Source organism: Massilia sp. Soil_C_3 (assembly GCF_057657035.1).
This window is the reverse complement of the sequence record NZ_JBDGJG010000006.1, coordinates 278,846-302,697: the sequence shown is the minus strand read 5'-3', so window position 1 is coordinate 302,697 and position 23,852 is coordinate 278,846. Positions and strand designations below refer to the sequence as shown.

At 65.7% G+C, this 23,852-nt stretch carries 23 protein-coding genes and 1 tRNA gene; 12 read left to right on the top strand and 12 right to left on the bottom strand.

Going from position 1 to position 23,852, the window contains the following annotated elements; translation table 11 throughout:
* Window positions 1–5: 5 nt before the first annotated feature.
* From AC3A6F_RS14285 to AC3A6F_RS14275, 3 genes are all read right to left on the bottom strand, one after another.
* Complete coding sequence (locus tag AC3A6F_RS14285; protein WP_487681770.1) at window positions 6–1,232, bottom strand: efflux RND transporter periplasmic adaptor subunit; 1,227 nt, start codon at window positions 1,230–1,232, stop codon at window positions 6–8.
* 398 nt (window positions 1,233–1,630) lie between these two features.
* Window positions 1,631–2,476: an alpha/beta hydrolase gene (locus AC3A6F_RS14280; protein WP_487681769.1), complete on the bottom strand. Its 846-nt coding sequence runs from the start codon at window positions 2,474–2,476 to the stop codon at window positions 1,631–1,633.
* Window positions 2,473–2,700 carry a hypothetical protein gene (locus AC3A6F_RS14275; protein WP_320474015.1) on the bottom strand — a complete coding sequence of 76 codons (228 nt, stop codon included), beginning with the start codon at window positions 2,698–2,700 and terminating at the stop codon, window positions 2,473–2,475. Before AC3A6F_RS14275 ends, AC3A6F_RS14280 begins: the two co-directional genes overlap by 4 nt.
* A gap of 153 nt (window positions 2,701–2,853) precedes the next feature.
* Between AC3A6F_RS14275 and AC3A6F_RS14270 the strand changes: the two genes are divergently transcribed.
* The 4 genes from AC3A6F_RS14270 to AC3A6F_RS14255 all read left to right on the top strand — a co-directional run bounded on the left by AC3A6F_RS14270 (window position 2,854) and on the right by AC3A6F_RS14255 (window position 5,842).
* A complete protein-coding gene (locus AC3A6F_RS14270) occupies window positions 2,854–3,831 on the top strand; it encodes a LysR family transcriptional regulator (protein WP_487681766.1) in 978 nt (325 codons plus the stop codon).
* A 42-nt stretch (window positions 3,832–3,873) separates the two neighbouring features.
* The gene (locus tag AC3A6F_RS14265) at window positions 3,874–4,320 is read left to right on the top strand and encodes an Mpo1 family 2-hydroxy fatty acid dioxygenase (protein ID WP_487681764.1); all 447 of its coding nucleotides are present in this window, start codon (window positions 3,874–3,876) and stop codon (window positions 4,318–4,320) included.
* A 98-nt stretch (window positions 4,321–4,418) separates the two neighbouring features.
* Complete coding sequence (locus AC3A6F_RS14260) at window positions 4,419–5,357, top strand: DMT family transporter (protein WP_487681762.1); 939 nt, start codon at window positions 4,419–4,421, stop codon at window positions 5,355–5,357.
* The gene (locus AC3A6F_RS14255) at window positions 5,354–5,842 is read left to right on the top strand and encodes an N-acetyltransferase family protein (RefSeq protein ID WP_487681760.1); all 489 of its coding nucleotides are present in this window, start codon (window positions 5,354–5,356) and stop codon (window positions 5,840–5,842) included. The genes AC3A6F_RS14260 and AC3A6F_RS14255 overlap by 4 nt, the downstream gene beginning before the upstream one ends.
* Window positions 5,843–6,136: 294 nt before the next feature.
* Here AC3A6F_RS14255 and hutI read toward each other — a convergent pair whose 3' ends face one another.
* From hutI to ada, 9 genes are all read right to left on the bottom strand, one after another.
* The gene (gene hutI / locus AC3A6F_RS14250) at window positions 6,137–7,360 is read right to left on the bottom strand and encodes an imidazolonepropionase (RefSeq protein WP_487681758.1); all 1,224 of its coding nucleotides are present in this window, start codon (window positions 7,358–7,360) and stop codon (window positions 6,137–6,139) included.
* Window positions 7,353–7,958: a HutD/Ves family protein gene (locus AC3A6F_RS14245; protein WP_487681756.1), complete on the bottom strand. Its 606-nt coding sequence runs from the start codon at window positions 7,956–7,958 to the stop codon at window positions 7,353–7,355. Before AC3A6F_RS14245 ends, hutI begins: the two co-directional genes overlap by 8 nt.
* A complete protein-coding gene (locus AC3A6F_RS14240; protein ID WP_487681754.1) occupies window positions 7,955–9,334 on the bottom strand; it encodes a formimidoylglutamate deiminase in 1,380 nt (459 codons plus the stop codon). The genes AC3A6F_RS14245 and AC3A6F_RS14240 overlap by 4 nt, the downstream gene beginning before the upstream one ends.
* Window positions 9,331–10,119 carry an N-formylglutamate deformylase gene (gene hutG, locus AC3A6F_RS14235; RefSeq protein ID WP_487682093.1) on the bottom strand — a complete coding sequence of 263 codons (789 nt, stop codon included), beginning with the start codon at window positions 10,117–10,119 and terminating at the stop codon, window positions 9,331–9,333. Before hutG ends, AC3A6F_RS14240 begins: the two co-directional genes overlap by 4 nt.
* A gap of 23 nt (window positions 10,120–10,142) precedes the next feature.
* A complete protein-coding gene (hutH, locus tag AC3A6F_RS14230) occupies window positions 10,143–11,684 on the bottom strand; it encodes a histidine ammonia-lyase (protein WP_487681752.1) in 1,542 nt (513 codons plus the stop codon).
* Window positions 11,685–11,699: 15 nt separating this feature from the next.
* Window positions 11,700–13,409, bottom strand: coding sequence for a urocanate hydratase (gene hutU / locus AC3A6F_RS14225; RefSeq protein WP_487681750.1), 1,710 nt, complete (start codon window positions 13,407–13,409; stop codon window positions 11,700–11,702).
* Window positions 13,410–13,501: 92 nt separating this feature from the next.
* Entirely contained in the window at window positions 13,502–15,172 is a 1,671-nt protein-coding gene (locus AC3A6F_RS14220) for an amidohydrolase (RefSeq protein WP_487681748.1), read from the bottom strand.
* An 82-nt stretch (window positions 15,173–15,254) separates the two neighbouring features.
* A complete protein-coding gene (locus AC3A6F_RS14215; RefSeq protein WP_487681747.1) occupies window positions 15,255–15,944 on the bottom strand; it encodes a 2OG-Fe(II) oxygenase in 690 nt (229 codons plus the stop codon).
* A complete protein-coding gene (gene ada / locus AC3A6F_RS14210) occupies window positions 15,941–17,014 on the bottom strand; it encodes a bifunctional DNA-binding transcriptional regulator/O6-methylguanine-DNA methyltransferase Ada (RefSeq protein WP_487681745.1) in 1,074 nt (357 codons plus the stop codon). The genes AC3A6F_RS14215 and ada overlap by 4 nt, the downstream gene beginning before the upstream one ends.
* A gap of 158 nt (window positions 17,015–17,172) precedes the next feature.
* On the opposite strand from ada, the gene hutC reads away from it, so the two are divergent.
* From hutC to AC3A6F_RS14170, 8 genes are all read left to right on the top strand, one after another.
* On the top strand, window positions 17,173–17,874 hold the full coding sequence (hutC, locus tag AC3A6F_RS14205; RefSeq protein WP_320474124.1) for a histidine utilization transcriptional repressor HutC: 702 nt from the start codon (window positions 17,173–17,175) through the stop codon (window positions 17,872–17,874).
* A gap of 86 nt (window positions 17,875–17,960) precedes the next feature.
* Entirely contained in the window at window positions 17,961–18,368 is a 408-nt protein-coding gene (locus tag AC3A6F_RS14200; protein WP_487681743.1) for a response regulator, read from the top strand.
* 230 nt (window positions 18,369–18,598) lie between these two features.
* A complete protein-coding gene (trxA, locus tag AC3A6F_RS14195; RefSeq protein ID WP_005665082.1) occupies window positions 18,599–18,925 on the top strand; it encodes a thioredoxin TrxA in 327 nt (108 codons plus the stop codon).
* A gap of 140 nt (window positions 18,926–19,065) precedes the next feature.
* On the top strand, window positions 19,066–20,328 hold the full coding sequence (rho, locus tag AC3A6F_RS14190; RefSeq protein WP_005665081.1) for a transcription termination factor Rho: 1,263 nt from the start codon (window positions 19,066–19,068) through the stop codon (window positions 20,326–20,328).
* A 358-nt stretch (window positions 20,329–20,686) separates the two neighbouring features.
* On the top strand, window positions 20,687–20,956 hold the full coding sequence (locus tag AC3A6F_RS14185) for a type B 50S ribosomal protein L31 (RefSeq protein WP_487681740.1): 270 nt from the start codon (window positions 20,687–20,689) through the stop codon (window positions 20,954–20,956).
* A 111-nt stretch (window positions 20,957–21,067) separates the two neighbouring features.
* Window positions 21,068–22,789 carry an ArnT family glycosyltransferase gene (locus tag AC3A6F_RS14180; RefSeq protein WP_487681738.1) on the top strand — a complete coding sequence of 574 codons (1,722 nt, stop codon included), beginning with the start codon at window positions 21,068–21,070 and terminating at the stop codon, window positions 22,787–22,789.
* A gap of 263 nt (window positions 22,790–23,052) precedes the next feature.
* Entirely contained in the window at window positions 23,053–23,520 is a 468-nt protein-coding gene (locus tag AC3A6F_RS14175) for a hypothetical protein (protein WP_487681736.1), read from the top strand.
* Between the two features lie 123 nt (window positions 23,521–23,643).
* Window positions 23,644–23,728 (top strand) — tRNA-Leu (locus tag AC3A6F_RS14170).
* The last annotated feature ends 124 nt before the right edge of the window (window positions 23,729–23,852 follow it).

The following is a 23,852-nucleotide window of genomic DNA, read 5'->3' as shown; positions in this document are numbered from 1 at the left end:
TTCGATTACTCCTTGACGTCGGCCAGCGCCACTTTGGCGTCCTTGGCCGCCGGGGCTGCGGCCGCGGGGGCCACCATCGGCACGGTTTGGGCGGCGATCGGCGCGCCGGGACGCACGCGCTGCAGGCCGTTGACGACGATCTTCTCGCCCGGTTTCAGGCCTTCGCGCACCACGCGCAAGCCATCGTCCAGCGGTCCGAGCTTGACGGCGCGGTATTCGGCCTTGCCGTCTTTATCGACCACGTAGACGAACTTGCGGTCCTGGTCGGTGTTGATGGCGCGGTCCTGGATCAGGATCTGCTGGCTCGGCGCGCCGCCGGCGATCTGGACGCGGGCGAACAGGCCTGGCGCCAGCTGGCGGTCGGCGTTGGCCAGGGTGGCGCGCATGCGCACGCTGCCGCTGCGGCTATCGAGCTGGTTGTCGACGAATTCGAGCTTGCCGCTGTGCGGGAAGCCTTCTTCGCCGGCCAGGCCGACCTTCACGTCGACCGGCTGGCCGGCGTGGGTGCGGCGGCTTACGCGCAGATAGGTGCTTTCGTCGCCGTCGAAGCTGGCGTAGATGCGGTCCAGCGACACGACCGAGGTCAGCACCGCGCTGGCGTCGACCAGGTTGCCGAGGGTGATTTCGGCTTTCGAGACGCGGCCGTCGATCGGGGCAGTGACGCGGGTATAGGCCAGGTTCAGGCGCGCGGCTTCGTGTTCGGCGGCGGCGGCGCGGGCGGTGGCGTCGAGTTCCTTCTGGCCGGCGTCGCGTTCGTCGAACTCACGCTGGGCGATGGCTTTGTCGCCCAGCAGGCGCTCGGCACGCTGCAGCTCCAGGCGCGCCAGGTCGGCGCGGGCGCGGGCGGCAGCCGCCGCGGCCTGGGTGCGGTCGGACTCGGCCTGGTAAGGACGCGGGTCGATCACGAACAGCACGTCGCCCTTCTTGACTTCGGCGCCCGGCTTGAAATTGACGGCGGTGATGTAGCCCGAGACGCGTGAACGGATCTCGACCACGTCGATCGCTTCGAGGCGGCCCGAGAATTCCTGGGTCTCGAGGACGGGTTTTTGCAGCACCACGGCGGCGGACACCGGCGGCGCCGGGGGCGCGGCCGGCGCATCGTTGCTGTTGGCGTCGGCGCAGCCGGTCACACCGGCGCCGACCACGCCGGCGAGCGCCAGCGCAGCGACGATCACGCGCAGGTTGCCCTGCAACAGACCCTTTGTTTTGCCCAGTTCTGGTTGGTTATTCATGATTAACCCTTCTTATTAAACACGATTGAAAAGACAATAAAACCCCGTCCGGCGTCGTCGACTTGTCGAGTCGAGCGAAACGCTGGCGAAAAGAATCCCCTTCCGCGCCGCAGCGCGGAAAAAAGTTCAGTATCTGGATGGAGCGCGGCCGGTCAGTTCATGCCGGCAGCGCCGGGCTCAGGCCCGTGGACAGTCGCGCGCTGCTTGCAACCGCCGGCCCCGTGCCTGCTCGTTGTGATTCATGGCGACCCTCCTTTGTAGATTTACTCTTACTTACCCGCATAAACTGCGAAAGACGCAGTTACAGCGATTCCCCCACCAATGCACTTGGCACGGTGTCTTGCGATACGATTGTGTGCCCGGCTCGGCCAGGCGTCAGGTGGACTGGTGCTGAACCGTCAGGCGCCCCCGCGCCCCTCCAGCCGCGCGAGGAAGCTGGAGATTTCAAGCATTGCCTGCACCTTGCAGGCGCACTCGTTGCGCCCGTTCGGATCCTGCAGGTCTGGTGCGGCCATGCGGCGCACGGTGGTGCAGATGCCGGCATTGATCAGTTTTGCGCCGTATTGTTCGGCCTCGTCGCGCAATGGGTCGTCTTCGGCCGACAAGATCAGGGCCGGGGCCAGGTTCTTGAGGCGGCTCGAGTGCAGCGGCGCCGCATACGGATGCGAGCGGTCGGCCGCATGCGGCAGATAGCCGCGGTAGGCGGCCGCACATACGGTAGCCGCTTTTTCGCGATCGGCACAATAGGTCATTTGGCGCATCGAACCGGTAGAGAGGGCCGGGTCGAGCATCGGCATGACCAGGATCTGGCCAGCCAGGGCCGGGCCGCCGCGGTCGCGCGACATCAGCGCGCACACCGCCGCCAGGTTGGCGCCGGCTTCGATGCCGGACGTCACCAGGAGCTTGCCATTCCAGCCCAGCTTGGTCTTGTTCTTCTTGGCCCATTGCAGCACCGCATGGGCATCCTCCACCGCGGCCGGGAACGGGCTCACGGTCGCCAGCGTATAGGTGGAGGCCAGCACCAGCGGCAGGTGGTCGCATTCGGCCATGGTGCGCAGGAAATCGTCACACTCGTCCAGGTCGCCGCGATCGAAGCCGCCGCCGTGGAAGTGCACCACCAGCAAGTCGCGCTTGACCGCCGGGCCGGCGGCATACAACCGTGCGGCCAGCGGGCCGGTGGCGCCACCGACCTCGAGCTCGCGCACCTTCAGGGTGCGGTCGACGGCTTCCAGCACGGCGCTCATCGGGCGCCACCCTGTTTCTGGAGCTCGACGATGCGAGCGTCGACGCCGGCGCAATCGCCCACGCAGCTCATCTGCATTTCGAGGGACAGCGCGTGGAAACCACGTGCCTCGGCGCCGGCGGCGCGCGAGTAGGCATCGGTGCAGAGCAGTGCCGCCAGTGCCACGCCGCTCAGGGCGACTGCTACCGTGGTAAAGATTCCGTTCTGAATGTTCCGATGGCTCATGGCCTGCTCCGTCTTCCTGGTCAATACATTGTTGCGATGCACACATAATAGTCTTCATCTACAATCAGATAAAGATGGCAATACCGAATTGATTGTTCGGATTACTGAACAATCCGCGCATTTTTCTCTACCCCTTGATCCAGAGAACAGGATATGAACAAACTCCAGGCCATGGAAGTCTTCGTGCAGGTGGTCGACGCCGGCAGCTTCACGCGCGCTGCCGAGACCCTGCAATTGCCCAAGGCGACCGTGTCGACGCTGATCCAGTCGCTCGAATCATCGCTCGCTTCCAAGCTCTTGCACCGCACCACGCGCCATGTGTCGGTGACGTCGGACGGCGCTGCCTATTATGAGCGTTGCGTGCGCATCCTGTCGGACGTGCGCGATGCCGAGGAATCGCTGTCGCGCCACCGCTTCAGCCCCAGCGGGCGCCTGCGGGTCGATACGCCGACCGGGTTGACGTCCGAGATCCTCATTCCCGCCCTACCCGACTTCTTCGAGCGCTATCCGGACATCACGCTCGAGCTCGGCACGACCGACCGTCCGGTCGACCTGATCGAGGAAGGCGTCGATTGCGCGGTCCGAGGCGGGGAGTTGCTGGACACCAACCTGATCGCACGCCGTGTCGGAGTGATCAACTTCGTGACCGCCGCCTCGCCCGCCTATGTGGAACGCTATGGCATGCCCATGCACCCGCGCGACCTGGAGCGCCACCGCTGCGTCAATTATTTCTCGGCAAGGAATGGCAAGATCCTGAATTGGGATTACAACCACGATGGCGAGCGCATCGAGATGACCCTGCCCGGCGTGATCGCCCTGAACGATTCCAGCGCCTATGTCCAGGCGGGATTGTCCGGCCTGGGCGTGATCAATATGACGGACTACCTGCTCAACGAATACCTGGCCACCGGCAAGATGGTGCGCCTGCTGCCCGAATGGCGCTGCGATCCGCTGCCGGTGCACATCGTCTATCCGCACAACCGCCACCTGTCGGCCAAGGTGCGGGTGTTCGTCGAATGGATCTCGGAACTGTTCGCGAATCATCCGAACCTGCGCCTGCAGCCGGCCGACACCGCGGCGCCCGTGCCGGCCCTGCCTTCAAGCGCGCGGCAGGCGGGACAAGGCGGCTGAAGCCGGCGTAGAATCGTCGGCATAACAACCGGAGACGCCGTCATGGAATTTTCCTCTACGCCGCGCGATATCGACGTCTTGCTGGCCCGCTATGCCGAGAGCCACCGCAATCCCGTCAACGAACTGATCCACTTCGTCTGCATCCCCGCCATCGTGTTCAGCCTGCTGGGCATCCTGTGGGCAATTCACCCGATCGTGGCCCTGGCGGTCGTGGCCGCCGCGCTGGTCTATTACGCCAGGCTGTCCAGGCCGTTCGCGCTCGGGATGGCGGCGATGGCCGCCGTGATGCTGGGTCTGCTGAACATGCTGCCGGAGGGCACCGTGCTGGTGACCTCGATCGGGGTGTTCGTGCTGGCCTGGATCGGGCAATTCATCGGCCACCATATCGAGGGCAAGAAACCGTCGTTCTTCGACGACCTGCGCTTCTTGCTGATCGGGCCATTGTTCGTGCTGAGCTTCCTGTATCGGCGGATGCGGCTGGCCTATTGACCACCCGGACGACGATGTTGCGGTTTTGATACAGCACACCGCCCCGTCGTCTTAAAAGATGCCGGCAGGAACAAAGCGGGAGGACTATACTCCCGCGAATGTCTTCTCCCGTCCTCTTCATCGTCGCCTCGCTGATCTGGGGCTCGACCTTCTGGGCCATCACTTTACAGCTGGGACACGTCGCTCCCGCCGTGTCGGTGGCCTACCGTTTCTTCCTGGCCGCTGCTGCCCTGTTCGCCATCTGCCTGGTGCGCCGCGACAGCCTGCGGTTGCCCTGGCGCACCCATCGCTGGATGGCGCTGCAGGGCGGCCTGACCTTCGGCATCTCGTATATTTGCACCTATGAATCGGAGCAGCACATCGTGTCCGGTTTGGTAGCGGTGATGTTCGCGCTGATGGTGTTCTGGACGCCGATCTGGAGCCGCATCTTCTTCGGCACTGCCATCAGCCGCCGCACCTGGGCCTGCGGCGCCATCGCCACCGTCGGCGTGGCCCTGCTGTTCTGGCACTCGATCAGCGATGCCTGGCAAGAATTGAAAACAGGCGGCGACGGCCATTTCCTGGCCGGCGTGGTGCTGGCGCTGGCCGCCACCCTGGCCAGCTCGGCCGGCAGCATCGTGGTCAACAAGGTCAAGGAACAATGTTCCAACCTTCCACTGACGATGGCCTGGTCGATGCTGTGGGGCGCGTCGATGGTGGCGGTCTGGTCGCTGGCCAATGGCAATACCTTCACCCTGCCCGACAGCGCCACCTATTGGGCGGGCCTGGTCTACCTGTCGATCTTCGGCTCGGTGATCGCCTTCTTCGCCTATTTCACCCTGATCGGCCGCATCGGCGCCAACAAGGCCGTCTACATCGGCGTCGTCACGCCCGTGCTGTCGGTGCTGCTGTCGGTCCAGCTCGAAGACTATCGCCCGGGCCTCCTCGAATTCCTGGGCATGGTGCTGTGCCTGGCCAGCGTCGCCTGGGCCGTGCGCGCGCCTGCCGCCAGGAGCGTGCAATCCGCTAACCTGAACAATGCCATCGAATCGCCATGACTGTTAATTTCTCCATCCGCCCCGCCCAGCCGCAAGACGTCGCCCACATCCACGCCATGATCGTGGAGCTGGCCGTCTTTGAAAAACTCGAACACATGGTAGTGGCCACCGAAGCCCTGCTGCACGAAGGCCTGTTCGGCGCGCATCCATCGTGCGAAGCGATCGTCGGCGAAGAAAACGGTGAAGTCGTCACCTTCGCCCTGTTCTTCCACAATTTCTCGACCTTCCTCACCAAGAAGGGCCTGTACCTGGAAGACCTGTATGTGAAGCAGGCGCACCGCGGCAAGGGCTATGGCACGCAGATGCTCCAACGCCTGGCGCAACTGACGGTCGAACGCGGCTGCGGCCGTTTCGAATGGTCGGTGCTGGACTGGAACGAGCCGGCCATCCAGTTTTATAAAGCCATGGGGGCGGACGTCATGCCGGATTGGCGTATCTGCCGCGTTACCGGCGACAGCCTGATAGCACTTTCGCAGCGCAGCTAAGGAATTGAATAAACCGGCGCACAAAGAAAAACCCACGGGCCGTAGCACCGTGGGCAAACCCATTTTGGCAAATGGGGAGGGGAGATGGGAATCACATGAATGACTATAGTCGGCCATTCTTAATGATCCATTAAGGCTTACATTTGCTTACCGCTGTAACCGCCGCTGTAACTATCAGTCTTTATTGCGTCTTGAATCCATCATCAACCAGGCGCGAAACCCAGGCTTGAGGGTGATCAAGCACCTACCCACTGTGGCTGCCTGTGTTGCGGCAAGGGGACAGGTGTTGCCGAACTAGACAGCCAGATGAGGCGCGCGCAGCACGCCGCCATTCACGACGGCCTGGCAGGGATTGAAGCCGATCGCATACGCCAGGTCGGCGGGACGGGCGATCTTCCACAAGGCCAGGTCGGCGCGCTTGCCGACCGTCAGGGTGCCGATGTCGGCCTGCAGGCCCAGGGCCAGCGCGCCATAGGCGGTCGCGCCCAGCAGCGCTTCCTGCGGCGTCAGGCGCCACAAGGTGCAGGCCATATTCATCGCCAGCAGCAGCGAGGTCATCGGCGAGGTGCCGGGATTGCAGTCGGTGGCAACCGCCATCGGCACGCCGGCTTCGCGCAGCGCCTCGATCGGTGGCATCACGGTCTCACGCAGAAAGTAATAAGCCCCTGGCAGCAGCACCGCCACGGTGCCGGCGCGCGCCATCGCCGCGATGCCTTGCGGGCTCAGGTGTTCCAGGTGGTCGGCCGACAGGCCTTCGTAACGCGCCACCAGCTCCGCCCCGCCCTGGTCCGACAACTGCTCGGCGTGCAGCTTGAGCGGCAGGTCGAGCTTGCGCGCGGCGTCGAATACGCGCTCGGTCTGGGCGCTGGTAAAACCGATCCGTTCGCAAAAGGCGTCGACCGCGTCGACCAGGCCTTGCTCCGCCAGCGCCGGCAGCATGCGTTCGCACACTTCAGTCACGTAATCGTCCTGGCGGCCGGCGAATTCCGGCGGCAGCGCGTGCGCGCCGAGGAAGGTGGTCGCCACCCGCACCGGCAGCAGCTCGCCGATGCGGCGCGCGGCGCGCAGCATGCGTTCTTCGGCGCCCTGTTCGAGGCCGTAGCCGGACTTGATCTCGAGCGTGGTCACGCCCTCGGCCAGCAGGGCGCGCACGCGCGGCAGGCTGGCCGCGACCAGGTCGTCGACACTGGCCTCGCGCGTGGCGCGCACGGTCGACATGATGCCGCCGCCCTGGCGCGCGATGTCTTCATAGGTGGCGCCGTTCAGGCGCGCTTCCCATTCATTGCTGCGGTTGCCGGCGTGGACCACGTGGGTATGGCAGTCGACCATGCCCGGCGTCATCCAGGCGCCCCCGCAATCGTGTACCCGGCTTGCCTGCGGGGCGTCGGCGCGCTTGCCGACCCAGGCGATGCGGCCATCCTTCACCGCCAGCGCGGCATCTCTTATCTCGCCGTAGCCGTCTTCCATCGTCGCCAGGTGGACGTTGGTGAACACGCAGTCAGGCTGACCTTCAGTCATACATCGCCTCGTCGTCGTCCTCCGAATAGTAATGGACGTCGACGATGAAGATCGTGGCCTGCCCCGCCTCCAGCGACCACACCGTGCCCTGGTCGAGGATCACGGCGTCGTAGCGCACCAGGCCGATGCGCTCGTCGTCGCTGGCCAGCTGCAGGCTGTCGCCCTCGGCCAGGAACAGCACCGTCACCTCGGCGCGCGCCACGAAGGTGGAGTCGCCGCTCAGGCGCCGCCGCCCGAACTGGTGCCAGCAACGCTCGCTGCGCGACATCACGTTGAAATCGAGGGTCGGCCCGCGATTGAGCCGGGCCTGCACTTCCGAGGCGCCGTCGAACGCGATCACGGGCTCGGCGTCGCTGATCAGGGTCGGCTCGCCGTCGATCTGCAAGGTCAGGCCATGGCCGTCGACCAGCGCCAGGGTGCGGTCCACGCCGGGGAACTGCGAGAACGCGCCGTCCTCGGAAATGGTCGCCAGGCTGACGCGCCAGTCGAAATCGTCGAAGCCGGCGTCAGTCGGGCCGATCGCGATCTCGATCGTGCTGCCGCCGCCGTTCTTCCACGGCACCGGGGACAAGCCTGCAAATGGAATCAAGACAGTCATTTCGCCACCTCCTGGGACACTGCGCGCAACTGATTCAGCGCTTGCCGGTAACGCCCGGCGATCGCCTCCTGCGCCATGTGGCGCCCGTTCTCGACCACCCAGCGGCCGCCGCACAGCACGTCGCGCACCAGGTTATCGTTGCCACAGAATACAACACGTCCGAGCACTTCGGCCTCAATGATCCCATCGAGGTTAGGATGATTGTCGTCCAACACCAGCAGGTCGGCGCGGCTCCCGGCCTCGAGCCGCCCGACGCGCCGCCCCGCCGCGGCCGCGCCGCCTTCCAAAGCAGCCTGCCACAGGAAGCCGCCCACGTCGCGCTGGGCGGGCGTGTGCGCCACATTGCGCTTCTGGTGCAGCAAGCGTTGGCCGTACTCGAGCCAGCGCAACTCTTCCACCGGGCTTTGCGACACGTGGCTGTCGCTGCCGATGCCGAAACGTCCGCCCGCTTCGATGAAGGGCGCCAACGGGAACAGGCCATCGCCCAGGTTGGCCTCGGTGGTCGGGCACAGGCCGGCGACCGCGCCGCTTTTCGCCAGCGCCGCGATTTCCGTCTCGTTCAAATGGGTCGCATGCACCAGGCACCAGCGCGCATCGAGCGCGACGTGGTCCATCAGGTACTCGACCGGGCGCCGTCCCGCATGCGCCAGGCACTGTTCCACCTCGCCCTGCTGCTCGGCGATGTGGATGTGCAGCGGACGTCCCGGCAGGCCGGCCGCCAGTTCGCGGATCTGGCCGATGGTGGCCGCGCGCAGCGAATGCGGCGCGGCGCCGACCTCCAGCTGTCCGCTGCGCAGCGGCGCCAACGCCTCGACGATGCCGAGCACCTCGTCGACGTCCGTGCGAAAGCGCGCCTGCGCCGGCGCCAGCGGTTTCTCACCGAAACCGGCGTGGCTGTACAGCACCGGCAGCAGGGTCAGTCCCATGCCGGTCGCCTGCCCCGCCGCGGCCACACGCTCGGCCGTCTCGGCCGGCCGCGCATAGGCGGCGCCATCGACGTCGCGCTGCAGGTAATGGAACTCGCATAGCGAGGTGTAGCCGTGGCGCAGGCACTCGACGAACAGCTGGGCCGCGATGGCCTCGATCTGGTCCGGCGTAATGCGGGACGCGAAGCGGTACATCAGGTCGCGCCAGGTCCAGAAGCTGTCCGGCCCGTCGCCGGCGACTTCGGTCAGGCCGCCCAGCGCGCGCTGGAAGGCGTGCGAATGCAGGTTGACCATGCCGGGCAGGACGTATTGCGCCTGCCGTGTGCCGGGGGACGCCGTGGCGCCAGGCGACACCCGGGTCAGGTCGCCGTGCGCATCCCATTCGAGGAGCACGTCGCGCCGCCAGCCCTGCGGCAGCAGCGCATGGCGCGCGAACAGGGCGGTCGTCATGAACGCACCCAGTTCACCGCGGCATTGACCATATCGCGCAGCAGCGGTTGCAGTTGGCCCGCGACGTCAGGACGGTAGTCGAACGGCGGCGCCTCGTTCATGTACAGGCACTGGCATTTCTCGAGCTGGATCGCGTGCACGCCGCTGGCCGGCTGGCCGTAGTGGCGCGTGATGTGGCCGCCCTTGAAGCGGCCGTTCAGGGCGACCGTGTAACGCTCCTGGGCGCGCGCCACGCCGAGGATGGCCTCCTCGAGTCCCGGGTCGCAGGATTTGCCTTCCGCGGTGCCGAAGTTCAGGTCCGGCAGCTTGCCCTCGAAAAAGCGCGGCACGATGGATGCAATGGAATGCGCTTCCCACAGCACTACGCGGCCGTGCTCGGCCTTCAGGCGATCGAGTTCGGCGCGTAGCTGCTCGTGATACGGCCGCCAATAGCGTTCCAGGCGGCGCTGCACCTCCGCCGCATCGGGCTCCATGCCCTCTTTGTAGAGACGCTCGCGGCCGAAGGTGTCGAGCGGGCACAGGCCGGTCGTGTCCAGGCCCGGATACAGATTGGTGTTCTCCGGTGGGCGGTTCAGGTCGATCAGGTAGCGCGACCAGCGCGCCGAGATGGTCGAGACGCCCATCTCTTCGAGGAAGCCGTACAGTTCCGGCAAGTGCCAGTCGGTGTCGGCGCGCGCCGCGGCGCAGGGCGCCAGCGATTGCACTACCTCGTCGGGAATGTCGGTGCCCGCATGCGGCATCGATACCAGCATGGGAAGCCTGCCTGCCTTGAACCGGAACTCCATCACGACTCCTCTCCGTTACAGGTTTATGGGTGCAGCACGGTGAACAACTCCTTGCACGACGCCGACAGCGCGCCGTCGACCACCAGCTTGCGCGCGGCCTCGATATCGGGCGCGAAGAAGCGGTCGGCATCGTAGGGGGCGACGTGCTGGCGCAGCTGGGCATGCACCGACTCCAGCGTCCCGGAGCTCTTCAAAGGGCGGTGGAATTCGATCCCCTGGCTTGCCGCCAGCAGCTCGATCCCGACGATGACCGCCGTATTGTGCGCCATCTGGTCGAGACGGCGCGCAGCGAAGGTCGCCATGCTCACGTGGTCTTCCTGGTTGGCCGACGTCGGCAGGCTGTCGACGCTGGCAGGATGGGCCAGCGACTTGTTCTCCGAGGCCAGCGCGGCGGCGGTCACGTGGGCGATCATGAAGCCTGAATTGAGGCCTGGCTCGCGCACCAGGAAGGCCGGCAGGCCGGACAGGTTAGCGTCGATCAGCAGCGCGATGCGGCGCTCGGCCAGCGCGCCGATCTCGGCGATCGCCAGCGCCAGCGTGTCGGCGGCGAAGGCCACCGGCTCGGCGTGGAAGTTGCCGCCAGAGATGATTTCTCCGCCCTCGAACAGCAGGGGATTGTCGGTCACCGCATTCGCCTCGATCAGCAGGGTGCGGCCGGCATTGGCGATCAGGTCCATCACGGCGCCCATCACCTGCGGCTGGCAGCGCAGGCTGTACGGGTCCTGCACCCGCTCGTCGCCCACCAGGTGCGAGGCGCGGATGGCGCTGCCGGCCACCAGTTCTCGGTAGATCTTCGCCGCCGCGATCTGGCCCGGCTGGCCGCGCACCGCGTGGATGCGCGGATCGAACGGCGCATCGCTGCCGCGCGCGGCGTCGACCGACAGCGAGCCGGTGACCATCGCCGCTTCCAGCAGGCGTTCGGCCATGAACAGGCCGTGCAGCGCCAGCGCGGTCGACACTTGCGTGCCGTTGATCAGGGCCAGGCCCTCTTTCGCCGCCAGCGTCACCGTTTCGATGCCTGCCGCGCGCAGCGCATCGCCCGCCTCCACCAGCACGCCATTGTGGCGCACCTGGCCCACGCCCAGCATCGCCAAGGTCATATGCGCCAGCGGCGCCAGGTCGCCCGAGGCGCCGACCGATCCCTGGCAGGGAATGGCCGGCATGATGTTGGCGTTGTACAGGGCGATCAGGGTCTCGACGATCACCGGGCGCACGCCCGAATAGCCGCGCGCCAGGCTGCCGATCTTGGTCAAGAGGATCAGGCGCACGATGGTGTCCGACAGCAGTTCGCCGGTGCCGACCGCATGCGACAGGATCAGGTTGCGCTGCAAGGTGGCCAGCTGGTCGTGCGGGATGTGGGCCTTGGCCAGGATGCCGAAGCCGGTGTTGATGCCATAGGCCGGGTCGCCCTTGGCGACGATGGCCTCGACCGTGGCGGCCGATGCCGCGATGGCGTCCCAGGCGTCGGCCGCGAGGCTCAAAGTCTGGCGCCCGGCCCACACGGCGCGCAGGTCGCTCAGCGCCATCTGGCCTGGTTGCAGGGTGAAGTTGTTGGTGTCGTTCATCAGCTTGTGCTCGCGTTACTTGATCATTGGGAGGTTCAGGCCATTGCGCTTGGCGCAGTCGATGGCGCTGTCATAGCCGGCGTCGGCGTGCCGCATCACGCCCGAGGCGCTGTCGTTCACCAGCACCCGCGCCAGGCGCTTGGCGGCGGCGTCGGTGCCGTCGGCCACGATCACCACGCCGGAATGCTGCGAGTAACCCATGCCCACGCCGCCGCCATGGTGCAGCGAGACCCAGGTGGCGCCGCCGGCCGTGTTCAGCAAGGCGTTCAGCAGCGGCCAGTCGGACACCGCATCGGTGCCGTCGCGCATGGCCTCGGTCTCGCGGTTCGGGCTGGCCACCGAACCGGTGTCCAGGTGGTCGCGGCCGATCACGATCGGCGCCTTCAGCTCGCCCGTGCGCACCATCTCGTTGAAAGCCAGGCCGGCCAGGTGGCGCTCGCCCAGGCCCAGCCAGCAGATGCGCGCCGGCAGGCCCTGGAAGGCGATCCGTTCGTTTGCCATGTCGAGCCAGCGGTGCACTCGGGCGTCGTGCGGGAACAGCTGCTTGATCTTGGCGTCGGTCTTGTAAATGTCTTCCGGGTCGCCCGACAGCGCCACCCAGCGGAACGGGCCGCGGCCTTCGCAGAACTGCGGCCGGATATACGCCGGCACGAAGCCGGGGAAGTCGAAGGCATCCTGCACGCCTTCGTCCTTGGCCACCTGGCGGATATTGTTGCCGTAGTCGACGGCATGGGCGCCGAGCGCCTTGAAGTCGAGGATGGCGCGCACGTGGATCGCGCACGATGCCGCCGCTTCCGCCTTCAGGCGTGGGTGTTGCGCAGGGTCTTGCTGCGCCGCCTTCCACTGATCGACGCTCCAGCCGATCGGCAGGTAGCCGTTGATCAGGTCATGGGCCGAGGTCTGGTCGGTGACCAGGTCCGGCACCAGGCCGCCCTCTTTCGCGCGGCGCACCAGTTCCGGCAGCACTTCGGCGGCATTGCCGAGGAGGCCGATCGAGATGGCGTCGCGCGCGTCCTTGTGCTGGCGGATCATGGCCAGCGCTTCGTCGATGTCGTGCGCCTGCTTGTCCAGGTAGCGGGTGCGCAGGCGGAAGTCGATGCTGCTCTGCTGGCATTCGACGGTGAGCGAGACGGCGCCGGCGAAGGTCGCGGCCAGCGGCTGGGCGCCGCCCATGCCGCCCAGGCCCGCCGTCAACACCCAGCGTCCCGCCATATCGCCGCCAAAGTGCTGGCGGCCCGCCTCGGCGAAGGTTTCATACGTGCCCTGCACGATGCCCTGGGTGCCGATATAGATCCAGCTGCCGGCCGTCATCTGGCCGTACATGAACAGGCCCTTGCGATCGAGTTCGTTGAAGTGTTCCCAGTCGGCCCATTTCGGCACCAGGTTCGAGTTCGCCAGCAGCACGCGCGGCGCATCCGGGTGGGTCTGGAACACGCCGACCGGCTTGCCGGACTGGATCAGGAGGGTCTGGTCATCCTCGAGTGTGCGCAGCGAGGCCAGGATCTGGTCATAGCACTCCCAGTTGCGGGCGGCGCGGCCGATGCCGCCATAGACCACCAGGCGTTGCGGGTTTTCCGCGACCTCGGCGTCGAGGTTGTTCTGGATCATGCGGTAGGCGGCTTCGGTCAGCCAGCTCTTGCAGCTGAGCTGACTGCCGCGCGGGGCTTGGATGACGCGGGTAGGGTCGAAACGCGGGTCGTCGAGAGGACGGGTATCTTGGGACATGGCGGCTCCTTCGGTCGGTGACACGGCGCACGCCAGCGGCGCGCGCCGTAAAGCTGCTCTGAAGTCTAGGTTGTCTATACAACCTCGTCAAATCATTTCTTGAATACCTGGCGCCCTGCCACCCAGGTTTCCAGCACGCCGGTCTTGTGGATGTCGTAGGTCGGCATGCGGAACAGGTCCTGGTCGATCACGATGAAGTCGGCCTGCTTGCCCGGCTCCAGCGAACCCAGGTCTTTTTCCTGGTGCCCGGCGTAAGCGGCGTCCAGGGTGAAGCAGCGGAAGGCTTCCTTGAGCGACATCGCCTGGTTCGGATACCAGCCGGCCACAGGCTGCCCCTGCGCGTCCTGGCGCGTGACGGCGGCGTGGATGCCAAAGAACGGGTTCGGCGACTCGACCGGGAAGTCCGAACCGCAGGCGATGCGCGAGCCCTGGTGCAGGAAGCTGCGCCAGGCGTAGGCGCCCTTGATGCGGTCCGGCCCGATGCGGGTCTCGGCCATATTCTTGTCCGAGGTCGCGTGGGTCGGCTGCATCGACGGGATGATGTCCAGCGTCTTGAAGCGCGGGATGTCGGCCGGGGTCACGACCTGGGCGTGCTCGATACGGTGGCGCTGGGCTGCGCTGCCCGTCGCCTTCAGTTCCTTCTGGTAGATGTCGAGGATCTGCTTGTTGCCGGCGTCGCCGATCGCGTGCACGTTGACCTGGTAGCCGCGGCGCATGGCCTTGGCCATCATGGCGTCCATCTGCGCGGTCTTGTAGAACAGCAGGCCGTGCGAATGCGATTCGTCGCTGTAGGGCTTGATCAGGGCCGCGCCGCGGCTGCCCAGCGCGCCGTCCGAATACAGTTTGACGGAACGCAGCGCATACATGCCGTTGCCGTAGTCCTTCAGCGGGCCCTTGGCGGCCAGCTGGTCGAAGTCCTTGTCGGTGCCGGCGATCATGCCGTACACGCGGGTGGTCAGCTTGCCCCCATCGGCATAGGCGCGGTACAGGCGGTCCTGGGCCACGTCGACGCCGGCGTCGTGCACGCTGGTCAGTCCCACGCGCGCCAGTTCGGCCAGCGCGCGGTCGAGCATCAGGCGTCCCTCGGCCTCGGTCTGCTGCGGCAGCACGCGGGTCAACAATTCTTGCGCGGTGTCGACCAGCACGCCGGTTGCGTCGCCATTGGCGTCGCGCACGATCTTGCCGCCGACCGGGTCTGGCGTCGATTTCGTGATGCCGGCCAGCGCCAGCCCGCGGCTATTGGTCCAGCCGGCGTGGCCGTCGACGCGCTCCAGCCATACCGGGCGATCCTTGATAACGCCGTCGAGTTCCTGCGCGGTCGGGAAGCGGCCCAGCTTCCAGTTTTCCTGGTTCCAGCCGCGGCCGCGGATCCATTCGTGGCCAGCGTTCGCCCGCGCGTAGTCGCCGATCGACTTCAGGGCGCCGTCCAGCGAGGTGCTGTGGAACAGGTCGAGCTGGGTCAGTTGCTGGCCCAGGCCGAACACGTGGCCGTGGGCGTCGATCAGGCCCGGCAGCAGGGTGCGGCCTCCCATGTCGACGCGCTTCGCGTTCGGCGCTTTCGCGGCGACGTCGGCGCCGCTGCCGACGGCGATGATGCGGCCCTTGTCGTCGAAGGCGATCGACGTAAACTGGACCAGCTCACCTTTTACGTTCAGCGTATAGCCGTTGGCGTTGTCGATCAGGGTGACGGCATGTGCCGACAGGCTGCCGAGGGCAGCCAGGACGAGTAAGGAACACTGCAGGGATATCTGGCGCGCGCGCATGCTTTTTCTTCTCTCCGATAAGTATGTTTCCGCGCTTCGTGGGCACGGTGTGGAGAGTGTACTGCATGAGGGCGGCGGCCCTTCAGGTGGCGTCGTGGAAGATGATCCCCAGCGTATGGCGCAGGCCCTGCCGCACGCGGCTGACGCCATGCCGCATCGCCACCCGGTAGACGCCGCGCGTGCCCTGCACCGGCCGCTGGTTGACCGCGAACACGACCGCATCGCCCTGCGTCAGATTCACCACTTCGGCGCGCGACTGCATGCGCGGCCGCTGCTCGGTCAACACGAACTCGCCGCCATCGAAGTCTTCGCCAGGCCGCGACAGCAGCACCGCCACCTGCAGCGGAAACACCTGTTCGCCATACAGGTCCTGATGCAGGCAGTTGTAGTCGCCGGCGCGGTAGCGCAGCAGCAGCGGCGTTGGACGCAGCTGGCCGGCCGCGTGGCAGGTCGCCAGGAAATCGGCGTGGTCGCTTGGGAAGCGCACGTCCAGCCCGAGCGCCGCCTGCCAGCGGTTGGCGATGCGCGCCAGCGGCGGATACAGGCTGGCGCGCAGCGCGGCCAGCGGCTCCGGCAGCGGATACCCGAAATACTGGTATTCGCCGCGGCCGAAGCCGTGGCGCTCCATCACGACGCGGCTGCGAAAGCGCTGCGGCTCGTCGTAGGCGCTAATAAAGCGCGCGCAGTGGCGCGCATCGAGCAGGCCCGGAATCACGGCGCAGCCGGCGTCGTCGAGCCGGACGCCGACGTCATCCCAATCGATGACGGTCACTGCTGTGCCTCGCGCTCGAGCAGTGCGCGCTTGCGCTCGATCCCCCAGCGGTAGCCGGACAGCGCGCCGCCGGTACGCACCACGCGATGGCAGGGAATCGCCACCGCCACCGGATTGGCGGCGCAGGCGCCGGCCACGGCGCGCGCGCCCTCTGGCAGGCCGACCCGTTCGGCCAGTTCGGCATAGGTCACCGTCTGGCCCGAGGGAATCGCGCGCAGCGCCTGCCACACGCGCTGCTGGAAGGCGGTGCCGCGCACATCGAGCGGCAGCTCCAGACCGATGCGCGGTTGCTCGACCAGGCCGATCACCAGCGCCACGGTGCGCTCGAAGCCTTCTTCGGCGCCGCGCAGCTCGGCCCTGGGAAAGCGCGCCTGCAGGTCTTCCACCAGCGGTTCCGGTTGGTCGCCGATCAGGATCGCGCAGATGCCGCGCCCGGTGGCCGCGACCAGGATCGCGCCCAGCGAGCATTCGGCTACGGCAAAGCGGATCGTCTCGCCCTGCCCGCCGGCGCGGTAGTTCGACGGCTGCATGCCCAGCACCTCGTTCGACGCCGCATAGAAGCGTCCGCTGGAGCCATAGCCGGCGCCGTACAGGGCGTCGGTGACCGAGGCGCCCCCCTCCAGTTCCTGGCGCACCCGGGCGCCGCGCCTCGCTGCCGCATAGGCCTTGGGCGTGATCCCGGTCTGGGCCTTGAACACGCGGTGGAAGTGGAAGTGGCTCATGCCGGCGGCCTTGGCCAGGGTATCCAGATCGGGCTCCTCCTCCGATTCCTCGATCAGGCGGCAGGCGCGCGCCACCGCCTCGCGCTGGCGCTCGGCCAGCGGCGGCAGGTGCGGCGCGCAGCGCAGGCAGGGCCGGAAGCCCGCCGCCTCGGCCGCCTGGCTGCTGGCATGGAAGGCGACGTTGGCGCGGCGGGCAGCACGCGACGGGCACGAGGGCCGGCAATAAACCCCGGTGGTGCGCACCGAATAATAGAAACTGCCGTCGGCGCCGGCATCGCGCCGCTGCACGGCGTCCCAGCGCGCATCGTCGCCGATAGTGTCGATGTCGTCCCTATCCGTTGTCGTCATGATGGTGTCCTCCTTCAGCAATAGCGCCATCCTGACGCCGCCGCCGCCAGGCCGCACTCCGGGTCTTGCTTTCGAATCGCGATGCTAGAATCGGGCTTGGGTCCCAGAGGCCAGGCATTCGGAGATTGAGTTTGGAAGCACAGCCCGCGCAAGACAGCATGCAGGAAAAGTCGCCCATTTTCCAGCAGATCAAGGATTACCTGGTTGGCGAAATCGCCTCTGGACGTTGGAAGGAAGGCGAGCTGGTGCCCTCGGAGCAGGCGCTGGTGCGCCAGTTCGGTGTCTCGCGCATGACCGTCAACCGCGCCGTGCGTGAACTCACGGCCGAGCAGGTGCTGGTGCGGCGCCAGGGCTCGGGCACCTACGTCGCCCCCCAGAAGTATCAGGGCACGCTGGTCGAGATCCGTAATATCGCCGACGAGATCCGCGCGCGCGGCAAGCTGCACACCAGCCGCGTGCTGGCGCTGGAGGCAAGAAGCGCCGACGACACGCTGGCCGCCGAGTTCGACCTGGAGCCGGACGCCACCCTGTTCCACTCGCTGATCGTCCACTTCGAGAACGAGGCGCCGGTCCAGCTCGAAGACCGCTGGGTGAACCCGGTCTGCGCCCCGGCCTACCTGGAGCAGGATTTTTCCCGCATCACGCCCAACGAGCACCTGATGGCCACCGCACCGCTGCAGGGGGCCACCTATACGATAGAGGCCCAGCCGGCGCCAGAGGAAGAGGCGCGCCTGCTGGCGGTCAAGGCCGGCGCCCCGTGCCTGGTGCTGCACCGGCGCACCACCTCGGCCGGCCGGGTGGCGTCGGTGGCCACCATGTGGCATCCGGGGCATCTGGCGCGCTTCACGGGCAGCGTTTGATAAATAAATACCGTTAAATGTGGTTGCGGACAACCCGGCTTGCCAGTTTTTCGCGATAATGGCCGTCGATCTACCCATTCCAGATAATGACGAACATGCCTCCCGACGACGCCGACTCGCCTTCCGCGCTACTGCGCGTGCTGGTGCTCGACGACGACCATCTGCTATTGGAGGTGATGCGCGAGATGCTGGCGGCTTGCGGGCCGTGCGAGATCGTCCTCGAACTCGATGCACGCCAGGCCCTGGCCCGGCTCGACGAAGCCATGCCCGACGTCCTGATCTGCGACCTGGTGCTGCCCGAGATGGACGGCATCGAATTCCTGCAGGTCGCGGCCAGCCTGGGCTATGCCGGCAAGGTGATCCTGCTGTCGGCCCTCGAAGACGAGGTGCGCGAGGCGGCCGCCGAACTGGCGCGCGCCCTCGGCCTGCGGGTGGTTGGCTCGTTCCGCAAGCCGCTCACGCCCGAGCAATTGCGCCATGCGCTGGCATGTTGAGATTTTGTACAAAGCCCCGAACACTTTTTAAAAAAATGGGGTATTATTCGCCTCATTCCCCGCCTGACACCCTCTAGCCGTTCTTCCAATATTGAAATTCGCACACAGTGCCTCCACCATTGTGTAGCAGCAATATTTGGCAAGGCAGTACACACGGTAGCCGGTCGAGACATTCCGCATGACGAGTCTCAAGGCGTTAATAACGATTCTTACCTCACATTGAGGAAACCATGAGCGAAAACATCAAACACATCAGCGATGCATCCTTCGAAGCCGACGTGCTCAAGTCCGAGCAGCCGGTGCTGGTCGATTTCTGGGCCGAGTGGTGCGGTCCTTGCAAGATGATTGCCCCAATCCTGGAAGAAGTAGCCAAGGAATACGCAGGCAAGATCACGATCGCCAAGATGGACGTCGACGCGAACCAGGCCGTGCCGGCCCAGTTCGGCATCCGTGGCATCCCGACCCTGATCCTGTTCAAGAATGGCCAGGTCGCAGCCCAGAAAGTCGGCGCAGTCGCCAAGGGTCCGCTGACCGCTTTCATCGACAGCAACATCTGATACAAGTAATATAGCGGCGACGGCGCGCCCGCGCAGTCGCCACGCAGTCACAATACTGGCCGGGAGTCACCCTCCCGCCTCGATTAACCCACGCAGTCCCCTCCCCTACCTAATTCACCCGTCACGGGTCACCCACACACATGCATTTATCTGAACTGAAGGCGATGCACGTTTCCGCGCTGCTGGAAATGGCAATCGGCCTCGACATCGACAACGCAGCCCGCCTGCGCAAACAGGAACTGATGTTCGCGATCCTGAAGAAGCGCGCCAAGCAGGGCGAGCAGATCTTCGGCGACGGCGCCCTCGAGGTGCTGCCGGACGGTTTCGGTTTCCTGCGCTCGCCGGACGCGAGCTATATGGCTTCGACCGACGACATCTATATCTCGCCGTCGCAGATCCGTCGTTTCAACTTGCATACGGGTGACTCGATCGAAGGTGAAGTGCGTACGCCGAAGGACGGCGAGCGTTACTTTGCACTGGTCAAGGTCGACAAGGTCAATGGCGAATCGCCGGAAGCGTCGAAGCACCGCATCCTGTTCGAGAACCTGACCCCGCTGCACCCGAACGAGCCGCTGCGCCTGGAGCGCGACATGAACGGCGCCGAGAACATCACCGGCCGCATCGTCGACCTGATCTCGCCGATCGGCAAGGGCCAGCGCGGCCTGCTGGTGGCGTCACCGAAGTCCGGCAAATCGGTCATGCTGCAGCACATCGCACATGCGATCACCGCGAACCACCCCGACGTGACCCTGATCGTGCTGCTGATCGACGAACGTCCGGAAGAAGTGACCGAGATGCAGCGTTCGGTGCGCGGCGAAGTCGTCGCCTCGACCTTCGACGAGCCGGCCACCCGCCACGTGCAGGTCGCCGAGATGGTGCTAGAGAAAGCCAAGCGCCTGGTCGAAATGAAGAAGGACGTGGTCATCCTGCTGGACTCGATCACCCGCCTGGCACGCGCCTACAACACCGTGATCCCGGCCTCGGGCAAGGTGCTGACCGGTGGTGTCGACGCCAACGCGCTGCAGCGTCCGAAGCGCTTCTTCGGCGCCGCCCGTAACGTCGAGGAAGGCGGCTCGCTGACCATCGTCGCGACCGCGCTGATCGAGACCGGCTCGCGCATGGACGACGTGATCTACGAAGAATTCAAGGGCACCGGCAATATGGAGGTGCACCTGGAGCGCCGCCTGGCCGAGAAGCGTGTTTATCCGGCGATCAACCTGAACAAATCGGGCACCCGCCGCGAAGAACTGCTGATCAAGCCCGACCAGCTGCAGAAAATCTGGATCCTGCGCAAGCTGCTGTACTCGATGGACGAGATCGAGGCGATGGAGTTCATCCTCGACAAGATGCGCGCGACCAAGAACAATGTCGAGTTCTTCGACATGATGCGCCGCGGCGGCTGATCCGCCCCGGTGCACCGCGTGCAGAGGCAGCCTTCGGGCTGCCTTTTTTGTTTGCACTGCCGATAAATACTTTCCACCAATGTCCTTAAGACCGTCGTTCCCGCGCAGGCGGGAACCCAAGGCTTTTGCGCCGCCGTCTGCTATAAACACCACCACTGCGCATGCGCACTTGGGTTCCCGCCTGCGCGGGAGCGACGTATATAGGATAACAATGGAATGCGAATGTTTGCCTGCCACGCAAAACCAATTTATAATCTCCGGTTCAGTCCAACCCCTGGCAAGTGATCGGCAATCGGGTCAAGAAGCAAGACGACCGCCGAAGTGCTGTTTGGCTACCAACTCAATAGAAAGCAATACCATGAAGACCGATATCCATCCAGATTACCGCGAAGTCGTCTTCCACGACCTGTCGTGCGACTTCAAATTCATCACCCGTTCGACCATCAACACCCGCGAAACGATCAACCACGAAGGTAAAGACTACCCACTGGTCAAGATCGAGGTGTCGGCTGAGTCGCACCCGTTCTTCACCGGCAAGCACAAGATCGTCGACACCGCTGGTCGCGTCGAAAAATTCCGCCAGAAGTTCGGCGCAGTCGGCTCGAAGACCTCGGTCGCCAACGGCTAATTGCCGCAGTAGAATCTTCGAAGCCTCCGGGCTTCGCCAAAGAAGCCGCCTCAGCGGCTTCTTTTTTTTCGCAGCTATACTACGCAGTTATTCCATCCATCCGATTTGCCGATGAAACCAGTCCGTCTTCCCGCCGCCGCCACCCTGGCGCTGCCCCGCTGGGCCCTGCTTGCGCTGGGCATGCTGTACATCCTGCCCGGCATCATCGGCCGCGATTTGTGGAAGGAAGACGCCGGCAGCTTCGGCATCATGTGGACCATGGCGCATGGCGGCCTGGATGACTGGCTGTACCCGAACATCGCCGGCCTGGCCAGCGTCGACGAGGGTCCGCTGGCCTTCTGGCTGGGCGCCATCTGCATCAAGCTGTTCGGCTGGATCCTGGGCGACGTGCTGGCCGCGCGCGTCTCGACCATCGCCATCTTCGTGCTGGGCACGATGTCGCTGTGGTACACCGCCTTTCATCTTGGACGGCGCGCCGAGGCGCAGCCGCTGCGCCTGGCCTTCGGCGGCCAGCCCGAGCCCGACGATTACGGCCGCACGCTGGGCGACACCGCCGTCCTGATCTATCTCGGCAGCCTGGGCCTGCTGCTGCAAAGCCACTTGACCCTGGCCGCCACCCTGCAGGGCGCGCTGCTGGCCTATTTCCTGTACCGCGCCGTGCGCTACGTCGAGCACACCAGCACCCGCAACGCGGTGCTGGTCGGCCTCGCCCTGGGCGCCCTGACGCTGACCCAGGGCTTCCTGCCGCCGCTGGTGCTGATCGTGGCCCTGTTCGCCTGCACCCGCTATCTCGACATGCCCGCGGGCCAGGCGCTGCGCCACCTGCTTGTGGCGGCCGGCGTCGGCGTCGGCCTGACCATGGTGTGGATCCTGCCCGCCGTCGTCGTGCAGCCGTATGGCCTGCCGCCGGTGGCCGACTGGCTGGCCTGGAACGCAGAGCAGTTCGGCCTGCCCGGCTGGGTTGCGGTCAAGACCTTCTTCCGCACAGGTGTCTGGTTCTTCTGGCCGGCCTGGCCATTCGCGCTCTGGGCGGTCTGGGCCTGGCGCCGCCAGCAGCAGATGCTGCACATCGTGCTGCCGGTGTTCTTCTTCCTGGCCCTGGTGCTGCAGCTGCTGTGCGACCCGGTGCCCGAGAACAGCGACTTCCTCAAGATGCTGCCGCCGCTGGCCCTGATGGCCGCCTTCGGCCTGCCGACCATGAAGCGCGGCGCGATCAACGCCATCGACTGGTTCTCGGTGATGGTGCTGACCATGCTGGGCGCCACCATCTGGCTGTTCTGGATCGCCAAGCTGACCGGCTGGCCGGCCCAGCTGGCCAAGAACGCGCTCAAGCTGGTGCCTGGCTTCACGCCGGAAATCGGCATCGTCACCTTCACCGTGGCGGCTGCCGCCAGCGTGGGCTGGGTCGTGCTCGTGCACTGGCGCCTGTCGCGCCAGCCGTCGGTGCTGTGGCGCGCGGTGGTGCTGTCGTCCGGCGGCCTGATCCTGCTGTGGGTGCTCCTGATGACCCTGTTCCTGCCTGACCTGAACTACGGCAAGAGCTACGCCGGCGTGGCCCAGCAGATCGCGGCGCGCCTGCCGGCCGATACCGACTGCATCGAGACCAATGTCGGCCCGGCCCAGCGCGCTTCGCTGGCCTATTACGGACGCCTGCCCTTCGTGACCCTGGCCGGCGACAAGTGCGACTATGTGCTGCTGCAGGACAGCCTGCGCAACCGCAACGACCGCGCGCTGCTGCGCAAATGGGGCGTGCGCAACACAATCCCGCTGTGGGAAGGCCGGCGCGCCTCCGACCGCGACGAGCGCTTCAGGCTGTTCCGCCGCAGTCAATAAGATGCACTTCGACAAGCCGCACACTGTGCGGCTTGTTCCTTTATGAGGCTTGCGAGCAACGATATTCACCTGTGCGCGGCAAGTGTTGCCAATATGAGAACCTATTTGCAAAGGATGCGTGTTTGCGCGGAGTCAAACACTAGCCCGGACCGCTCGTCACAATCGAGTCGATAATAATTAATGCCCGGGCTGAATGGTTGTTGCGCTAGCTACATTGGTAGCAAAACAAACCGTTGCACGAAACGAGTGAGGGAGAGATCACCATGAAGAGTGTGACGTTTTCAGAAATCGTCCGTGTCCGGGAGCGGCCCGGATTCCTGCGGCGCATCGACACCTGGCGCCAGTCCCTGCCTTGGGCGCTGACCTTGCTGGGCGGCCTGCCTCTGCTGGTGCTGGCGCTGAACCTGATCGACCCCGACACGCCCCTGCCCTACTTGGTGCTGCCGACCATCGTGGGCGGCTTGCTGCCGGTATATATGCTCGGGCCTGGGCGCTTCGAGATGCGCACCCGCTTCGATGCCCACTACATGATCACCACGCTCGACGAAGCACTCGGCACGCTGGGCTACCGGCGCACCGCGGCGGACAGCACCAGCATCCGCTACTTCCGCCCGCGCCCCTGGCTGCGCGGGCAGGAAGGCGCGATCAATGTCGCGGTGCGCGAGCACGTGCTGGAGATCGTCGGGCCGGTGGGGAGTTTGCGGTTGTTGCAGCACCGGATCGCGCGCTGAGCCACCGCGCTGGGCCCGGGTTGGCGGCGTGCTTGAGGGTAGCCGCATGCCGGGTTGTGCCAATTTCTTGCGCACACTGGTCAGTTGTGTGCGCCATGTGCTAAGATGCGCGCCTGCTATTGGGCCTCTGTGGCGGAATTGGTAGACGCACTTGACTCAAAATCAAGCGCCGTAAGGCGTGCCGGTTCGATTCCGGCCGGAGGCACCAAACCCAGCAATTTCCTCGGTACAGCATAAAACCCGCATCCTTTATCGGACCAGCGGGTTTTTTGTTATCCAGCCCAGCCAGTGGCGCGGCATGCCGCCACCCATGGCCTCTCCTTGACCCTCGC

Coding starts and splice junctions, on each gene's coding strand:
- AC3A6F_RS14285 (WP_487681770.1), bottom strand. CDS start 1,232: ATGAATAACCAACCAGAACTGGGCAAAACAAAGGGTCTGTTGCAGGGC.
- AC3A6F_RS14280 (WP_487681769.1), bottom strand. CDS start 2,476: ATGAGCGCCGTGCTGGAAGCCGTCGACCGCACCCTGAAGGTGCGCGAG.
- AC3A6F_RS14275 (WP_320474015.1), bottom strand. CDS start 2,700: ATGAGCCATCGGAACATTCAGAACGGAATCTTTACCACGGTAGCAGTC.
- AC3A6F_RS14270 (WP_487681766.1), top strand. CDS start 2,854: ATGAACAAACTCCAGGCCATGGAAGTCTTCGTGCAGGTGGTCGACGCC.
- AC3A6F_RS14265 (WP_487681764.1), top strand. CDS start 3,874: ATGGAATTTTCCTCTACGCCGCGCGATATCGACGTCTTGCTGGCCCGC.
- AC3A6F_RS14260 (WP_487681762.1), top strand. CDS start 4,419: ATGTCTTCTCCCGTCCTCTTCATCGTCGCCTCGCTGATCTGGGGCTCG.
- AC3A6F_RS14255 (WP_487681760.1), top strand. CDS start 5,354: ATGACTGTTAATTTCTCCATCCGCCCCGCCCAGCCGCAAGACGTCGCC.
- hutI (WP_487681758.1), bottom strand. CDS start 7,360: ATGACTGAAGGTCAGCCTGACTGCGTGTTCACCAACGTCCACCTGGCG.
- AC3A6F_RS14245 (WP_487681756.1), bottom strand. CDS start 7,958: ATGACTGTCTTGATTCCATTTGCAGGCTTGTCCCCGGTGCCGTGGAAG.
- AC3A6F_RS14240 (WP_487681754.1), bottom strand. CDS start 9,334: ATGACGACCGCCCTGTTCGCGCGCCATGCGCTGCTGCCGCAGGGCTGG.
- hutG (WP_487682093.1), bottom strand. CDS start 10,119: ATGGAGTTCCGGTTCAAGGCAGGCAGGCTTCCCATGCTGGTATCGATG.
- hutH (WP_487681752.1), bottom strand. CDS start 11,684: ATGAACGACACCAACAACTTCACCCTGCAACCAGGCCAGATGGCGCTG.
- hutU (WP_487681750.1), bottom strand. CDS start 13,409: ATGTCCCAAGATACCCGTCCTCTCGACGACCCGCGTTTCGACCCTACC.
- AC3A6F_RS14220 (WP_487681748.1), bottom strand. CDS start 15,172: ATGCGCGCGCGCCAGATATCCCTGCAGTGTTCCTTACTCGTCCTGGCT.
- ada (WP_487681745.1), bottom strand. CDS start 17,014: ATGACGACAACGGATAGGGACGACATCGACACTATCGGCGACGATGCG.
- hutC (WP_320474124.1), top strand. CDS start 17,173: ATGCAGGAAAAGTCGCCCATTTTCCAGCAGATCAAGGATTACCTGGTT.
- AC3A6F_RS14200 (WP_487681743.1), top strand. CDS start 17,961: ATGACGAACATGCCTCCCGACGACGCCGACTCGCCTTCCGCGCTACTG.
- trxA (WP_005665082.1), top strand. CDS start 18,599: ATGAGCGAAAACATCAAACACATCAGCGATGCATCCTTCGAAGCCGAC.
- rho (WP_005665081.1), top strand. CDS start 19,066: ATGCATTTATCTGAACTGAAGGCGATGCACGTTTCCGCGCTGCTGGAA.
- AC3A6F_RS14185 (WP_487681740.1), top strand. CDS start 20,687: ATGAAGACCGATATCCATCCAGATTACCGCGAAGTCGTCTTCCACGAC.
- AC3A6F_RS14180 (WP_487681738.1), top strand. CDS start 21,068: ATGAAACCAGTCCGTCTTCCCGCCGCCGCCACCCTGGCGCTGCCCCGC.
- AC3A6F_RS14175 (WP_487681736.1), top strand. CDS start 23,053: ATGAAGAGTGTGACGTTTTCAGAAATCGTCCGTGTCCGGGAGCGGCCC.